Genomic DNA, 16,140 nt, shown 5'->3' with positions numbered 1-16,140 from the left:
CGGTAGTCGTCCGTCAGCCCGAGGTCGTGGAAGAGGCCGCCGACGTAGGCGAGCTCGGGGTCCACCTCCAGGTTCCGGGCGGCGCTCTTGAGCATCCCCCAGAGGAACACGCGGCGGGAGTGGTGGAACAGCGTGTCGTCGGCGGACAGGCGCACCAGCTCGGTGGCCTCGCGGACCAGGGCGGTGTCCGGGACCGTGATCCCGGCGATCGTTTCGGGCATTGTGTCTCCAAAAGGGAAAGGTTCAAAGCATCTGTCGCTTCCGTCCCAGCTCCACGTTCCCTGATCGACGTTGCGGTGAGAAGCGTCCGAACGGACGCATGTGCCACGGATTCGGACACACGATGGCGTACGGCGAGCGGGCCGGCCCCGGTCGGCGTCACACGGGCTGCTGGAGCAGGGCGCCCCCTTCGCACCGGCCTCGGGCTGGTCCGCCGGGCAGCGCCGGGCGCCGGGCACCTTGGCCCTCGACCCCTCGCCGTGCCGTGCCGCGATCAGCCACGGTCTCACCCGCCACACCGCGCGCACCGTTCTTCGACAGCATGGGGCGACCCGGTCACCGCCCTCGGCATCAGCGCGCCAACCCAGCGCCTCACAAGGGGCCCCAGTCCCCGATTTCTGTGGGACCGCCGTGCCACGGGCGGTGGTCCCAGCGCATAAAGGATCGGACACCGGAGCGGGCGGGCCCTGCGCGTTCGAAGAGACGATCCCGGCCTGCAACCGAAGCCGGGCGAGGTCGTCATCGACATAGCGGCCCGGGATCCCCATGCGTCGCCCGGCGGGCGCGGACTCTATGCTCGTCCGCGTCGGCGCGCCCCCCGACGGTCGGGCGGGCCGGTCGTCCATGTCGTCACAGTCGGTTCAGGGGATTCGGTGCGTACACGATTCGCCGTGCTCGGGCCCGTCAGAGCCTGGCGCGACGAGACGGAACTGGTGCTGGGACCGCCCAAGGAGCGCGCTCTGCTCGCGTTGCTGCTGAGCGCGGCGGGACATCCGGTCGCCGTCCACGAGATCGTCGATGCGCTGTGGGGGCAGAACCCGCCGGACACCGCCGTCAACGTGGTTCAGCGGCACGTCGGAGCACTGCGCCGGCTGCTCGAACCGGATCTCCCGGCCCGGGGGACGTCACGGTGGCTGGTGCGCGGCTCGGGCGGCTACCGCCTCGAAGTGGACCCCGACTCGCTCGACCTGCTCCGCTTCCGCGACCTGCGGCAGCGGGCGGAGCAGGCGGCTGGAGACGGGGACGCGACCGGCGCCACCGAGCTGTTGATCGAAGCGCTGGCCTTGTGGCGCGGGCCCGCAGCCACCGGGATCACGGCCGAGGTGCGCTCCCATCCGGCCTTCACCGGCCTCGACGCAGAACATCTGGCCGCCGTCAAGGAGGCGGCCGAACTCGCTCTGGAGGCCGGTGGGGGACTGGGCGCCCGGGTGCTGGTCACGCTTCGGCAGGCCGCCGCGCAGCACCCGTTGGACGAAGGACTGCAGGCCAGACTGATCCTGGTGCTCGCGGCCACCGGTCATCAGGCCGAGGCGCTGGACGTCCACCGAAGCGTGCGCGCCCGGCTCGCCGACGAGTTGGGCGTCCAGCCGGGCCCCGAACTGCAGGCGGCCCTGCAGCGAGTCCTGGGGCGTACTCCCACCGCCTCCGGCGAGGCAGCGGCAGCGGCGCTCGACTCCCAGCCGGCACAACCAGGTGCCCTCGCCACCGTGCGGCCCGCTCAGCTCCCTGCGGACCTGGCCTCCTTCACTGGTCGGCACAGTGAACTCGCCCGCTGCCGGCAACTCCTGCCCGAGGCCGGAGAAGTGCCGCCGACCGTGGTGATCAACGCCGTCGGCGGCATGGCCGGCGTCGGCAAGACGACCCTGGCGGTGCACTGGGCGCACAGCGTCGCCGACCGCTTCCCCGACGGGCAGCTCTACGTCAACCTGCGCGGTTTCCACCCCAGCGGTTCGATCATGAGCGTGTCCGAGGCGATCCGCTCGTTCCTCGACGCGTTCGGCGTGCCCGCGCACCGCGTCCCCGCCGGGCTCGACGCCCAGGCCGCGCTGTACCGCAGCCTTCTCGCCGACCGGCGCGTCCTCATCGTCCTCGACAACGCGCGCGACACCGAGCACGTGCGCCCCCTGCTGCCCGGCGCGCCCGGCTGCCTGGTCGTCGTCACCAGCCGCAATCAGCTCTACGGGCTGGTGGCCGGCGAGGGCGCGCACTCCCTGACGCTGGACGTGCTCCCCCCCGCGGACGCCCACGAGTTCCTGGCCCGCCGCCTGGGAGCCGAACGCGTGGCGGGTGAACCCGAGGCGGTCGCGGAGATCATCGAGCTGTGCGGGCGTCTCCCGCTGGCGCTGGCCGTCGTCAGCGCCCGCGCCGTCGTGAACCCGACGTTTCCGCTGGCGTCCGTCGCCGCCGATCTGCGCGAGAGCGAGGACAGCCTCGACGCGTTCTCCGGAGAGGCCCCGATCGCGGACGCCCGCAGTGCGTTCTCCTGGTCGTACCGACTCCTCACTCCCGCGGCGGCCCGCGTCTTCAGGCTGCTGGCCCTGCACCCGGGCCCCGACTGCTCGCCGGCCGCCGTCGCCAGTCTGGCCGGGCTGCGAACGAGCCAGGTACGACCGCTGCTGGCCGAGTTGGTGCGCGCGCACCTGCTCTCCGAGACGCTGCCGGGCCGCTACGGCTGCCACGAACTGCTGCGCGCCTACGCCGGCGAGTTGGGCCGGGCCGAGGACGGCGTACCGGATCTGGAAACGGCCCGGCGCCGGCTGCTCGACCATTACCTGCGCGGCGCGCACGCGGCCGACAGTGCCCTCGCGCCCAGCCGCGAGCGCATCGCGCTGCGCCCCCACCTGGCCGGTGTGACCGTCCCGCGCCTGCCCGACCAGGCGGCGGCGGCCGAGTGGCTGGAGACCAACGGGTCCGTCCTGCTCGCCGCGATCGAACAGGACGCGCGGCACGGCAACGGTGAGTACAGCTGGCAGCTGGCCGCGACCCTGGACATGCACCTGGACCGCACAGGCCGCCGGCAGGAGCAACTCGCGGCCCAGACGTTTGCCCTGGGAGCGGCCCAGCGGCTGGGCGACATCCGCGGCCAGGCGCACGGGCACAAGGCCCTCGGCTTCGCCTGCGGTCGCGTGGAACGGTGGGACGAGGCCGACGCCCATCTCGCGCGCTCGCGGGAGCTGTTCGCCGAGATCGGTGACCGGGCCGGTCAGGCCAGGGCCCATCGCCACTCCGCCTTCCTGGCCAACCGGCGCGGACGGCACGTGGACGCCCTCGCCCATTACGCCGATGCCAGTGCCCTCTACCGCGCGGCCGGATGGCGCAACGGCGAGGCGAACGTCGCCAACGAGGTGGGGTGGACGTACGTCCTGATGGGCAGGTACGCAGACGCCCTGCGGGAATGCGGCTGGGCGCTGTCGGTCCACCGGGAGGCCGGTGACCGCAACGGCGAGGCCGCCGCCTGGGACAGTCTCGGGTACGCCCACCACCACCTGCACGAACACGACCGGGCGCTGGAGTGCTACGAGCACGCGCTGGAGCTGTACCGGGCGATCCGCGACCGCTATCTGCAGGCCGACACGCTGGTGCACATCGGCGACACCCACCGCGCGGCCCGCCACGGCACCCGGGCCGCGCTCGCCTGGCGCGAGGCACTCGGCATCCTCGAGGACATCGATCACCCGGAGGCCGCGCACGTCCGCGACCGGCTGACGGACCTCGCCGTACCCGGGCGGTCCGGGCGTCAGTAAACCGTCAGCGTTCCGGAAGCGGGCCCTGCCTACGCTCCCCGCGCTCCGCTCCATCAGGAGCGGCAGCCGCGTACGGCACTCCCCTTCAGGAACTGGATCATGACCACGACCACTGACGTGGCCGCCACGTCGGCCGAGCAGCGGGACGAACTGCTGCACACCCTGGTGTCCGACCACGCGAAGGCGTTGCTCGCCTACGCGGAGAAGCTGCTGAGAGATCGCCACCTGGCGGAGGACATCGTCCAGGAGACCCTCATCCGCGCCTGGCCGCACACGGAACGGCTCTACAGCACCGAGGGATCGGTACGCGGCTGGCTGCTCACCGTGACCCGCAACCTCGTCGTCGACCGGATGCGCAGCGCGGCCGCCCGGCACGAGACCATCGGCGCCGACGACCGGGACATGCCCCTGCCCGACCACTCCGGCGCCGTGCTGACCTCGGTCGAGGCGGCCGACCTGCTGCGGCAGCTGTCCCACGAGCACCGGGAGGTCCTGCTGCACACCTGCATGTACGGCAGGACGGCTCAGGAGACGGCCCGCATCCTGGGGATACCCGCGGGCACCGTCAAGTCCCGCCGGCACTACGCCCTGAACACCCTGCGCGCCAAGGCCGGACACGGGCTCAGGCCGGGACGGTGAGCCGCATGTCCAGCACCGGGATCTCCACACGGCCGCCGGCGTCGGTGTGCCAGCGCCAGTGCGCGCCGTCGGCCTCGCCGTAGACCAGTCCGGTCCATCCGGCACCGCCCGGCCCGCACAGGGCGGCCAGCTCGGCGGCCTCCCGCTCGCCGGGCGTCCCGGCCACCACCACCAGGCCCCGCACCGGTCGACGCGCCGCGCCGGCGCGCAGGGTGCCCCGCCCCGTGGCGGGCGCCGTCGGAGCAGGTGCCTCGACCCGGGGAAGCTGCCGCAGACCCGCCGGCACGGTGAGTGGCGGGGCGCCGTCCACCCCACGCAGCACGGTGACCGGCGTGTCGGGCCTGGTGCGTGCGATCTCGGCCAGCAGGTTCAGCACGACGTCCCGGGCCACGCCCTGGTCACCGCTGACGCTGAGGACACCGTCCAGCCGGCTGAGGTCCACGAACACGGGTTCGTCCGCGTCGTCCGTGCCTGCACGGACGAGGCAGGCCGCGCCGATCGACGCCTGCGTCGTCGTACCGGTGTCCTCCCCGCGGGTCAGCCGGCCCGCGGCGCTCGCGGGGCGGCGCCAGCGCGTGCCGTCGATGTTCGTCCACGGAGCGTCGGCCGTGTCCGGGGCCGCCAGCCACACCGTCACGCCCGTGCCATCGACGCGCAGCGCGTGCACCGGCTTCTCGGGTTGCTGTCGGGTGGGCCCGAACTCCGCCAGGGTGCCGTAGGCGCGTCGTACCGATTCCACGTCCGCGGCGAACCGGCGGCCGGTCGCCCGGCGTTGCATGAGCCGCCTCTTGCGCCGCATCGGCTCTCCCAGCCTGCGGGCCCCGCGCACCACGGCGCGGTACCAGGTGCGCACCTTCCGCCTGCCCACGATGCCCGCCGTGATCAGGGCGAGCAGGACCGCGCCGAGTACCGCGACGGCCGCAGCCAGCGGGATGGTGAACATCGTGGACGCCTGCCGTCCGGCGGCCGGGGGAGCGGAGGCGGCGCCCCGGGCCCCGGTGTCGCGGGCCAGCCGGACGTCGGGGCCCGCGGCGTCCTGCGGCAGGCGCAGGATCCAGCCGGGGTGCAGCGGGGCGTCGGGGGCGGTGAGCGCCCCGCCGTCCTTCTGCGCCAGGCCGCGGTTGAGGTCGAAGATTTCGCCGGAGCGTGATGTGTCGCCCAGGGTGGCCGCGGCGATCGACTGCAGCGTGGCGAGCTGCCCACCCGTTTGTGCGGGGTCCGGGACCAGGAACACCTTGACCAGATCGTCCCCGGGCGCGGCGTGCGCGGGAGCGGTTGCGCCCAGTGCCACCAGGCACGCGGCCAGCAGCGCCGCCAGGACTTGCAGAAGTGTTCGTGCCTCAGCGGTCGCCGGCCTGTGCTCGGACCCTCGGTCCGCGCCGTTGCTCATCGTGTCCACCCATGTCCTCCGGGGTCGCGTTGCACCGACTACACGGATCCATGCGGCGAAAACGTTCGACGCGAAGTCCGGTTCGAACCTTTCGGCAGGCTCGGCCCGTGTATCTGGCGACCACAGCTCACACGCACTGCAGCGGGGGATCGCAATGGCACGTCGGCACTCGAGTCCCGAGGACTTCCGGCTCGTCGGCATGGACTCGGACCCGACGCCGGGCGACCCCGCCCTGATCCAGGGTGTGATGCAGCGGTACCGGGACATCGGGGACGCTGCCGAGAAGGCGCTCAACGTCCTGAAGAAGGACGGCACGATCTCGCAGGGCCGCGGTTCGGCGATGGACCAGCTGAAGCAGAAGATCGGCGACGATCTCCCGAACAAGCTGACCAAGACCATGACCTCCTACCACGACGCGGCCCAGGCCTACAGCGACTACATGCCGCGGCTGCGCGAGGCCCAGGACACCTTCGACCGGGCCGTGGACCAGGCCCGGGCCGCCGCACCGCAGGCCGACCAGGCGCCCAAGCAGCTCGGCGCGAATCCGACGGACCAGGAGAAGTCCGAGGCGCGTCGGACCCAGGACGCCATCGACGCCGGCAAGGCCGAGCTGAGCGCGGCCAGGAGCCTGGCCGAACAGGCGAAGTCGATGCGGGAGAGCGCGCAGCGGCAGTGCGCGGAGGTGCTGGACCGGGCGGCCGGGGAGGCGATCCCGGAGCGGAACATCTTCCAGAAGATCGCCGACTTCTTCAAGGACTTCCCGTTCGTCCAGATCCTGCTGGCCGCCCTCATCGCCGTCGTGGCCGTGTTCTTCCCGGTGGTCGGCGCGCTGCTGGGCGGGGCGCTCTTCGTCTTCAACCAAGTCGTCGCGAGTCAGACCGGCGGCCTCAAGGCCGGTGACTTCGTCGTGGGCCTCCTGGGGATCATCCCCGGCGGCTCTCTGCTGAAGCTGGGCGGCCGGGCCGTCGAGGCGATCGCTCCGGCCGCCGTGGCCGCCGTGAAGAGCTCAGGGTTCATCACCAAGAGCACCGCGTCGATCACCGGGATCGGTGAGTCCTTGGCCAACAGCAAGGTCGTCGGCGGCATTCTCGCCAACCCCGTCGGCAAAGTCACCACGGAGGTCACCGGCAAGTTCCTCGCCAACTCGGCGCTGGAGGCGGGAGCCAAGGCGGCCAACCACGACAAGATCACGGCCGCCGGCGTGTTCGCCGGGGCCGCGGCCGGAGCCGCGGCCGGAGCCGCCTTCAAGGGAGGCGTCGGCAGGATCGGCAAGGGCCGCGGGAACCCTGCGATGGAGGAAGGCAAGGGCGGCCGGTTCGGCGATACGACGGCACCCGCGGCCGGTGACACGGTGGGCAAGCGGGCCGCCGACCAGGTCGGTGGCTTCGTCGAGGAGGGCGCCACCCTCGGCACCAAGATCGGCGTGGGCGTCGCGCAGGGCGGTGATCCCCACGAGGTCGCGGCCGGCGAGATCGCCAACTCCGCGCCGAAACTGGGCGCGGGGCCGATCGGGAAGGCAGGGCTCGGCCGCACGATCGACGGCCTCACCGGCAAGATCCCCGTCAAGGGCAGCCCGAGGCCGTCGGCCGGCCCGGCCGTTCCTCCCGCCGCGCACCCTTCGGCGCCGGATCCGGCGCAGGTGCCTCTCCCGTCGTCGCCCACGGCTTCGCGGCCGTCGAGTCCGGTTGCGCCGGATCCGGCGCAAGTGCCTCTCCCGTCGTCGCCCACCGGCTCGCGGCCGCCCACCCCGGCACCCGTGAATCCGGCGGACGTCCCGCTGCCGCCCTCCCCGACCACCGACTCCCCAGGACGGCCCGCGGTCCCGCCCGTCAGCACGTCCGACGCGCAGTCGAACGCCGGCAGTGAGTCGCCGTCGCCGTCTTCGTCCCCGTCCGGCGACGGATTCGTCACGGCGCCCACGAGCCCCTCGGACAGCCCGGATACCGGCGGCGGCCGCTGACACACCGCCGGACGTCCGCGCACCCAGCCGTCCGTCCCGACCGGGACGGTTCGCACCGCAAACCAGCAAGGAGCACCTCCATGCCCAACTACAGCGTCAACTCCGACACGACGTCCTCCACCTCGCAGGCCCTCCTCAACGACTTCTCCCAGTTGCAGGACAAGCTCAACGAGGTCAAGGGCAAGATCTCCAACCTGCTCGCCGACGGCTACAGCACCCCGGCCGCCCAGCAGAAGTTCTCGCCGTTCTTCGACGAGTTCGCCAAGGGCTTCGAGCAGGTCAACCAGGGCCTGCAGGGCATCGGCCAGTACGTGAAGTCCGTCGGCGAGGCCTTCGACCAGACCGACAGCCAGCTCGGGTCCAACCTCGCCTGACCCACCGGCTCGGCTCGCCGCAACGGCGGTCGGTGCCGCACCCACCTCCACACGAGAAGGACGATGAGCAGTGCGATTGACCGTCAGCGTGCGTGATCCGCAGGTCGAGGGGGTGTCCACCACCGTCGCAGTGGAAACCGAACCGTCCGTGCGAACGGGCACGTTCGCGGCCGAGCTGGCCCGCGCCGTCGGATACGCCGGGGCGACGGCGGGGGAGCCGCCCCTGTACATCGGCCCGACCCCCGTCGACCCGCACACGACCCTCCGGGGCGCCGGTGTGCGAGACGGCATGGACCTCGGGCTCGGCGCTCCCCTGCCCAGGGGGCCCGAACCCGAGGGCCGCACCGAGGTCCGGCTGGTCTCCGGCCCCGGCGCGGGAACCGTCTTCCGGCTCGTCCCCGGCGACTACGACATCGGCAGCGGCGCGACCTGCCGGGTCCGCCTCGCCGAGGGCACCCCGCCGCTCGCGGCCCAGGTGCGGGTCCGCCTCGACGGCAGCGCCGAACTCCTCATGACTGACGGCGCGTTGCTCGACGGCAAGCCCGCGCGGAGCCCCGCGCCATGGCGGGAGGGCAGCCAGCTGGCCGTCGGCGACATCCTGCTGGAGCTGACCTCACGCCCGACCGCCCGCGCCCCCCTGACCCCCGCCCAGGACGGGCTCGGCCTGGAGTTCAACCGGCCGCCGAGGTTCCTGCCACCGGCCGCGGGCGCGAAGTTCCGGCTGCCCACCCCGCCGGTCAAACCCGACAAGCGCCCCGTACCGCTCCTGCCGATCCTGCTGCTGCCCGCCGGCAGCGCCGCGATCGCCATCTTCGTCACCCACCGTTGGTCCTTCGTCTTCATCGCCCTGCTCTCGCCGATCGCCGCCCTGGTCACCCAGTTCGGGGGACGCAAGCAGGCGATGCTCAAATACCTGGAGCAGAAGGAGGAGTACGAGCGCACACTGGCCAGGGTCCGCGCGGACATCGACGCCGCCGTGCTGGAGGAACAGCACCAGCTGCGCCAGTCCCTGCCCGACCCGGCCGCCCTGATGCAGATGGCGGCCCGGCCCTCCGAGCGGCTGTGGGAACGCCGCTGGCAGGACCCCGACTTCCTGTCCCTGCGCGTCGGCACCACCGACCTGCCCTCGGCGACCAGCGTCGACGACCCCCAGCAGGACGAGCACCGGCGCAACACCGTGCCATGGCTGAACCAGGTCCCCGTCGCCGTGCCGCTGCGCCGGGCCGGGGTCGCGGGTGTCGCCGGGCCGGGAGCGACCCGGCTGGCCGGCTGGCTGGCCGCCCAGGCCGCCGCCCTGCACGGCCCCACGGACCTGAGGATCGTCGTGCTCGCGGGCCCGGACGGGGAGCGCGACTGGTCCTGGACCCGCTGGCTGCCCCACACCCAGGCCCAGGGCGAGGACGCCTACGCCCTGATCGGCACCACCGCGGACTCCCTGGCCCGGCGCATCGGCGAGCTCGGCCAGCTCGTCGCCTCCCGCCTCGCCGCCGGCCCCGACGTCACCCGTGGCGGAGCGAACGGCTACCCCGACGTCCTCGTCGTCCTGGAACAGGCGCGCCGGGCCCGCTCGCTGCCAGGAGTGATCGCACTGCTACGCGACGGCCCGTCCGTCGGCGTCCACACCATCTGCATCGACCGCGAGGAGCGGCTGCTGCCCGAGGAGTGCGGTGCCGTCGTCGTCACGGGCGCGGACGCCACCACCGTCAGGGTGCGCACCGGTTCCGGCGCGGCGCTGGACGACGTACGCGGCGACTCGCCCGAGCCCGACTGGTACGAGCACTTCGCCCGTGCGCTGGCCCCGTTGCGCGGGGTCGGCGACAGCGACGAGAGCGCTCTGCCCGGCTCCGTACGCCTGCTGGACCTGCTGACCCTCGAACCGCCCACCGCCGAGGCCGTGATGGCGGGCTGGTCGCTCGGCGGCCGCAGCACCCGAGCGGTGCTCGGCGTCGGGTACGACGGTGAGTTCGCCGTCGACCTGGTGCGCGACGGCCCGCACGCGCTCATCGCCGGTACGACCGGTTCCGGCAAGTCCGAGCTGCTGCAGACGCTCGTCGCCACGCTCGCGGTGGTCAACCGGCCCGACGAGATGACATTCGTGCTGGTCGACTACAAGGGCGGCAGTGCCTTCGCCGAGTGTGCCGACCTGCCGCACACCGTCGGCCTGGTCACCGACCTCGACACCCGGCTGGTGGAGCGCGCGCTGGTCTCCCTCGGCGCCGAGCTGCGCCGTCGCGAGACCCAGTTGGCCCGGGCCGGTGCCAAGGACATCGAGGACTACCTCGACAAGCGCTCGCGCAGCGGCGACGTGCTTGCCCCGCTGCCCCGACTGCTGCTGGTCATCGACGAGTTCGCGTCCATGGTGCGCGAACTGCCCGAATTTATCGCGGGCTTGGTGAACATCGCGCAGCGGGGTCGGTCACTCGGCATCCACCTGGTGCTGGCTACCCAGCGGCCCGGCGGCGCGGTGACCCCCGACATCCGTGCCAATACCAACCTGCGCATCGCCCTGCGTACCACCGACACCAGCGAGAGCCGCGACATCATCGACGCCCCCGACTCCGGGGACATCTCCCCGGCCAACCCCGGCCGGGCCTTCGCCCGGCTCGGTCCCTCGGCGCTCCTGCCGTTCCAGTCGGGCCGCGTCGGCGGCCGCCGCCCGGGCGGGCAGGCCCCCGGCGGGACCCAGACGGTCGTCCGCGCGGAGCCCGTGACCTGGGAGAACCTTGGCGGTCCGCTGCCCAGCGCCCGGTCCCGGGGCGGCTCGGCAGCGGCGCGGACCGAGGCCGTCACCGACCTTGCCGTCCTCGCCGGTGCCGTGGCGCAGGCGGCCCGGATCGCCGGCGTACCGCGTCAGCCCAGCCCTTGGCTGCCGCCGCTGCCCGGCATGCTGCCGTGGACGCCGCCGCCCGCGCCCAAGCCCACCGCCGAACGTGCGGCGGCCCTGCCGGCCGTGGAGTACGGCATGGTCGACCTGCCCTACCAGCAGACCCGCGCCCCACTGGTCCTCGACCTGGACCGGGCCGGGCATCTGCACATCGTCGGATCGCCCCGCAGCGGACGCTCCCAGACCCTGCGTACCCTGGCCGCGGCACTCGGGCAGGCGCACGGCGCCGACGACGTCCACCTGTACGCCATCGACTGCGGCAACGGCGCACTCAACGCCCTGACCACGCTGCCGCACTGCGGGGCGGTCGTCGACCGCAACCAGACCGAGCGCCTCGGCCGGCTGCTGGACCGGCTCGGCGCGGAACTCACCGCGCGCCAGAGCATCCTGGGCGCCCGGGGCACGGCCGACCTGACGGAACTGCGCGGGACCCAGGCCCCGGAGGAACGGCTCGCCCACATCGTGCTGATGGTCGACCGGTTCGAGGTCTTCGAGCGGGAGTTCACCTCGTACGACAACGGCAGCTACCTGGAGCGCCTGAACCGGCTGCTGCGCGACGGAGCCGGTGTCGGCATCCACGTCGTCCTGGCCGGTGACCGGGTGCTCGGCAGCAGCCGCTTCTCCGGCACCACCGAGGACAAGATCGTCCTCCGGCTCAACGACCGCCAGGACTACTCCAGTGTCGGCATCCCCGCCAAGTCAGCGCCGTCCGACCCCGCACCCGGGCGCGGCGTCCGCACCCAGGACCTGAGCGAGGCGCAGATCGCGGTGCTCGACGAGGACCTGTCCGGCAGCGCCCAGGCCGAGGTGCTGGTCAGGCTGGGCCGGGAGCTGACCGAACGCGAGGCCCGGGTACCGGCCGCCCGCCGCCCGATCCGCCTCGACGTGCTCCCTGACCGGATCGCCTACGCCGACGCCCTTTCGCTGCACACCGGCGGCGGGCCGATGCGGCCCCTGGTGGCCGTCGGCGGCGACACCCTCACGTCACTCGGTCCCGACCTGGCGGACGTGCCGACCTTCGTGATCGCCGGACCGCCGCGCACCGGCCGCAGCACTGCCCTGCTCACCGCGGCGGAGTCGCTGCTGGCCGCCGGCACCGGCCTCATCGTCCTGGCGCCGCGGCGCTCACCGCTGCGGCAACTGGGGGGCCGGCCCGGCGTCGCCGCCGTCATCACCGACGCCGAGGTGACGGCGGAGGAATTCCGGCGTGCGCTGGGCAACGTGCCGCAGGAGCACGGCGTGATCGTCGTGGACGACGCCGAACTGTTCATGGGCGCCGAGATCGACCCCGACCTCGCACTGCTCGCCCGCGGCGGCGCCGGTACCGGCTGGGGTGTCCTCGTGGCCGGCAACGCCGAGTCCCTGTCGCTGAGCCTGGCCGGCTGGATGGGGCAGGTGAAGCGCAACCGCACCGGCATGCTGCTGTCCCCGCAAGGACTGAGCGACGGCGAGGTCATCGGGGTGAAGCTCACGCGGGGCGTCGTCGGTCTGGCTCCGCAGCCGGGCCGGGGCCTGCTGCACCTGGGCGACGGAACCCTGCGGACGGTCCAGGTGCCGCTCCTCGCAGGGGAACGCTGAGGCCAGAAGCACAACAGGAGGGCGGCCGGACCCTGGGGGGTCCGGCCGCCCTCCTGTTGCGCCCTTCGGCCAGGATCAGGCGGCGACGCCGGAGCTTTCGTCGCCCTCGTCGGCCGCGGAGACCTGGACACCGTCGTCGGTCACGAAGCGGAAGGTGCCGGTGATGGCGTCGAAGAGGTCGTACACCTCGTTCTTCAGCGGCAGATTGGGGCTGGCGAGGGTGACCACCAGGAAGTCCTCGGTACTGCCGGGAACCGGCATCATCGTGTGCATCGTCAGCAGTTTGACGTCGATGTCCCCGGTCAGCCGCGTCACCTCGGTGCCGGTGACCCGGGCAACGGTGCCCACGTGCGGCACCTTCGCCGACGTGATGACGCGGTCCCTGGGCGCCACCCCGTTCGCCGAGGAGACCCCGAGCCGCGCGGACAGGACGGGCAGGGTGAGCTCCTCGCCCTCGGGGGTGCTGACGGCGAAGACCATGGCGTACGCCATGAACAGGCCCTCGGTGTACATCGTCGCCGTACCCGCGGCCAGCAGCGCCCCGTGGCGGCGGGCCGCCCTGGTCACCTCCCGTCCCTGGCGGAACATGTCATTGATCCGCGCCTTCTCGCGAGGGTCGTCAGTCGAGGCGAGGGCCCGCGCGCGGGTGCGGGCCAGTGCCTCGCCGCTGAGGTCGACCTGCTGCCACGGGTCCGGTATGTCCAGCAGAAAACGCTGTGCGGTGCTCATCGGCCGGTCGCCGCCTTCCCGTCGTCGAGGTTCGACACCGCGTCCTGGTCGGTCTTCTCGAAAGCGTCCAGGATGTTGCCGATGGCGTCCCGGATGCCCTGCACCTGCTTCTGCAACTGGTGCTTGCCGTCCTCCCACTTGTTCTCGAAGTGCTGTGCGGAACCGTGGGAGAGCTCGGGGCCGAACGCGGCATCGAAGTCGAACGTGTGGTGTCCGATGTCGATGTGATCGTGGACGAAACCCAGCATGTCCTGGGCCTCCTTCAGTTCGCTTCCGGGGATGTTGACGTCCGACGCCACTACGGGCCCCCGTTCGTGTGCGGTGAGGATTCGTTCCTCGTGGTGATTCGTGTCTGCGGGGAACACGAGAGTGCCGATGTGAAACGTTCACCGCCTGCGGGGCCGACCGATCCCGGCAGTGGATGAACCATCGCCGGTGTCTGTCTCGTGTCGCAGGCATGACCTCGCTCTTCACCCACCCGCTCCTCCCCGGCGCGTCCGCACGCCGCGCCGTCCTCGCGTCCGTTCTGGCCTTGTGCGGTACGGCGAGCCTGGCGGCCTGTGGCAAAACGATCACCATCGGCGACAGTTCGGCCCCGTCGGCGTCCGTCACGCCGGCGGCGTCCAGCCAGGGAGCGGACAACTCGGCGCTGCAGGTGATCGACTCCACCGCGCAGGACGCCGGTCTCAGCGGGAACGGCGGGACCGTGGTCGGAGCGGCGGTGCAGGAGGAGCCGCCGAAATGGGTTCAGTTGTCCGCGGTCACCTCGGCGCCCCTGTCGGCACCGCATCTGATCAACATCAATCAGGCGGCGCTGTATCGCTTCGACGACGACACCGCCGACCCGTCCCGGTCGTCCTGCGTCGGCGCCTGCGCGGTGAAGTGGCCGCCCGTGACCATCCAGGAGGGTGGCAAGGTCTACCTGGCGGGGGTGAACCCCAAGGAGGTCGGGGCCATCCGCCGCCAGGACGGCCAGGTCCAGATCACCGTCGCAGGACTGCCCGTCTACCGCTTCTCGGGCGACCGCGGGCCGGGGGATCTGAACGGCCAGGGCATCGACGGCAAGTGGTTCGCGGTCGGCTCGACCGGCGAGAAGGCGACGGGATAGGGGAGCCCGATCGCTCTGGCGGGGCAGGTGCGACGCGACGTGGGACCGCACCCGACGCGCGGCACTTGACCATGCCGACACAGTGCACCCAGTGCGCGAGGACCACCAGCAGGCGCACCACCCACGCTGTCCGGCCGGGAGGGCACCGAGTCACCCGGGAGCACGTGACCGAGGGACGGTGGCCGGGATGCGATCGACTCACCTACCGGTCTGCCTCCGCTCGGCCCCGTCGGGATGCGTTCGCAGGGCGGGCCGCCGCCGGCGATCAGGCTCTCCGGCGCCGCGCACCGCGACAGCGACGGAACCGCAGCCGGTGCGACCTCCTGACCAGGAGCGAGGCCCGGACCGGGCGGGCCGGGCAGGCCTTGAGCCTCTTGACGGGTGGCTGCCCGCCCAGCACCACGCAGCCGGCGCCCGTGCCATCGACGTCACCGGTCTTCCGGCGCCGAGCAGCCGCCGCCCTCTCTGACTCGCCGACGCACTGGCTGTCCTGGCGCCGGCATCCCACGCCTGCTGGGCAACAGCGACGCCTGCGGCCCCCGGACGGCCCGGCCCGTCCGCTGCGACCTCGGCGAAGCAGTCGGCAGCCTCGCCGCTCACATCCGTGACTCCCGCGCCGGACGCGCAGCCTTGAGCAAGCCGACCGGCCGCCTCCCACGTTCGCAGGCACGTGATCACCCTGCTCACCGTCGAAGGGGCCGGCTCGGCCCACTCGCATGCCCGGGGAGCGGCGCATCCAGACGTGTCAGGGGACGCGGTGAGGCGGGGCGTCCGGCAGGGCGCTCCTCCCGTCGCGGCTCACGAGAGGACCGGACGCAGGAATGTGAGGACGCCCGCGTCCGCGTCGAGCCCGGCCGGCGTGCCGATGGGGAAGGTCTGCTGTGGCACACCATGGCCGATGTCCGCACCCACGAGGACCGGGATGCCGAGGTCGCCCAACCGGTCGTACAGCAGCTCCTCGACGCGCTCCCGCGTGCCGCAGTCCGTGAACGTACCGCAGACGATGCCGGCGGCCCCGTCGAAGTAACCACCGCGCCGCAGCTGGGTGAGGAAGCGGTCGAGCCGGAACGTCTCCTCGTCCACGTCCTCCAGCAGGACGATGCCACCCTGCGCGGGCAGGGAGGTGTCGGTGCCCAGGGAACAGGCGAGCAGGGTCACCGTGCCGCCCAGCGTGACGCCCTGCGCGGTACCGCCGACCAAGGGGCGGGAGCCGGGGAAACGCAGTTCCTTGACGGACGCCGGGTCGGTGAGCAGCGCGGCGAGCCCGTCGAAGTCGGGCCGGCCCGGGCGGAAACCTCGGCCGGCGGGCATCGGCCCGAACAGCCCCGTCCAGCCCAGCTTGACCGCCACCGCCTCCAGCAGCGCCGTCACGTCGGAGAAGCCGATGACGGTGCGCGGGGTGGGCGTGCCGATGGCGTCCCAGTCCACCAGTTCCAGGGTGCGCTGGGCGCCGTAGCCGCCTGCCGCGCAGAAGACGGCGGTGAACGCGGGGTCGGTGAGCGCGGCGGTCAGGTCGCGGGCGCGCAGCGCGTCGTCACCGGCGAGGTACTCGCCACCCGCCCGGGCGGAGGCGAACACCTCGGGCTGGAGGCCGAGCCCGCGCAGCGACTCCAGGCCGACCTCCAGGTTGTCCTGGTCGGGTGGCCCGCTGGCGGCGATGACGGCGACCCGGTCACCGGGCTTGGGTGCGGCGGGGCGGACGAGCCCTTCGGGGGGCAGGGTGGGCATGTGGCTC

At 72.8% G+C, this 16,140-nt stretch carries 11 protein-coding genes; 6 read left to right on the top strand and 5 right to left on the bottom strand.

The window, feature by feature from the left end:
* Positions 1–221 (bottom strand): HD domain-containing protein (locus tag AB0947_RS34110; RefSeq protein WP_366754246.1); only part of this gene is annotated, 221 nt, incomplete at its 3' end.
* A 651-nt stretch (positions 222–872) separates the two neighbouring features.
* Here AB0947_RS34110 and AB0947_RS34105 point away from each other — a divergent pair.
* Together AB0947_RS34105 and AB0947_RS34100 are read left to right on the top strand one after the other, a co-directional pair.
* On the top strand, positions 873–3,743 hold the full coding sequence (locus AB0947_RS34105; protein ID WP_366754245.1) for a BTAD domain-containing putative transcriptional regulator: 2,871 nt from the start codon (positions 873–875) through the stop codon (positions 3,741–3,743).
* A gap of 99 nt (positions 3,744–3,842) precedes the next feature.
* Entirely contained in the window at positions 3,843–4,382 is a 540-nt protein-coding gene (locus AB0947_RS34100) for a sigma-70 family RNA polymerase sigma factor (protein ID WP_366754244.1), read from the top strand.
* On the opposite strand, the gene AB0947_RS34095 is transcribed toward AB0947_RS34100, so the two are convergent.
* Entirely contained in the window at positions 4,366–5,772 is a 1,407-nt protein-coding gene (locus AB0947_RS34095; RefSeq protein WP_366754243.1) for a hypothetical protein, read from the bottom strand. The genes AB0947_RS34100 and AB0947_RS34095 overlap by 17 nt on opposite strands.
* Before the next feature lie 154 nt (positions 5,773–5,926).
* Here AB0947_RS34095 and AB0947_RS34090 point away from each other — a divergent pair, with 154 nt between their 5' ends.
* The 3 genes from AB0947_RS34090 (at position 5,927) to AB0947_RS34080 (ending at position 12,568) form a co-directional block, all read left to right on the top strand.
* Positions 5,927–7,732: a putative T7SS-secreted protein gene (locus AB0947_RS34090; RefSeq protein ID WP_366754242.1), complete on the top strand. Its 1,806-nt coding sequence runs from the start codon at positions 5,927–5,929 to the stop codon at positions 7,730–7,732.
* An 80-nt stretch (positions 7,733–7,812) separates the two neighbouring features.
* A complete protein-coding gene (locus AB0947_RS34085; protein WP_366754241.1) occupies positions 7,813–8,106 on the top strand; it encodes a WXG100 family type VII secretion target in 294 nt (97 codons plus the stop codon).
* A 70-nt stretch (positions 8,107–8,176) separates the two neighbouring features.
* Positions 8,177–12,568, top strand: a complete 4,392-nt coding sequence (locus AB0947_RS34080; protein ID WP_366754240.1) for an FtsK/SpoIIIE domain-containing protein — start codon at positions 8,177–8,179, stop codon at positions 12,566–12,568.
* A 75-nt stretch (positions 12,569–12,643) separates the two neighbouring features.
* Here the strand turns inward: AB0947_RS34080 and AB0947_RS34075 are convergent, their stop codons facing one another.
* On the bottom strand, positions 12,644–13,297 hold the full coding sequence (locus tag AB0947_RS34075) for a hypothetical protein (RefSeq protein ID WP_366754239.1): 654 nt from the start codon (positions 13,295–13,297) through the stop codon (positions 12,644–12,646).
* On the bottom strand, positions 13,294–13,596 hold the full coding sequence (locus tag AB0947_RS34070; RefSeq protein WP_366754238.1) for a hypothetical protein: 303 nt from the start codon (positions 13,594–13,596) through the stop codon (positions 13,294–13,296). Before AB0947_RS34070 ends, AB0947_RS34075 begins: the two co-directional genes overlap by 4 nt.
* A gap of 158 nt (positions 13,597–13,754) precedes the next feature.
* On the opposite strand from AB0947_RS34070, the gene AB0947_RS34065 reads away from it, so the two are divergent.
* A complete protein-coding gene (locus AB0947_RS34065) occupies positions 13,755–14,405 on the top strand; it encodes a hypothetical protein (RefSeq protein ID WP_366754237.1) in 651 nt (216 codons plus the stop codon).
* 798 nt (positions 14,406–15,203) lie between these two features.
* On the opposite strand, the gene AB0947_RS34060 is transcribed toward AB0947_RS34065, so the two are convergent.
* Positions 15,204–16,133, bottom strand: coding sequence for an LD-carboxypeptidase (locus AB0947_RS34060; RefSeq protein WP_366754236.1), 930 nt, complete (start codon positions 16,131–16,133; stop codon positions 15,204–15,206).
* Positions 16,134–16,140 lie beyond the last annotated feature (7 nt).

The sequence above is a fragment of the Streptomyces sp. NPDC047841 genome, from assembly GCF_040704085.1.
GTDB lineage: Bacteria > Actinomycetota > Actinomycetes > Streptomycetales > Streptomycetaceae > Streptomyces > Streptomyces argyrophylli.
The sequence above is the reverse complement of the archived record's forward strand: the minus strand, read 5'-3'. Positions and strand labels throughout refer to the sequence as shown.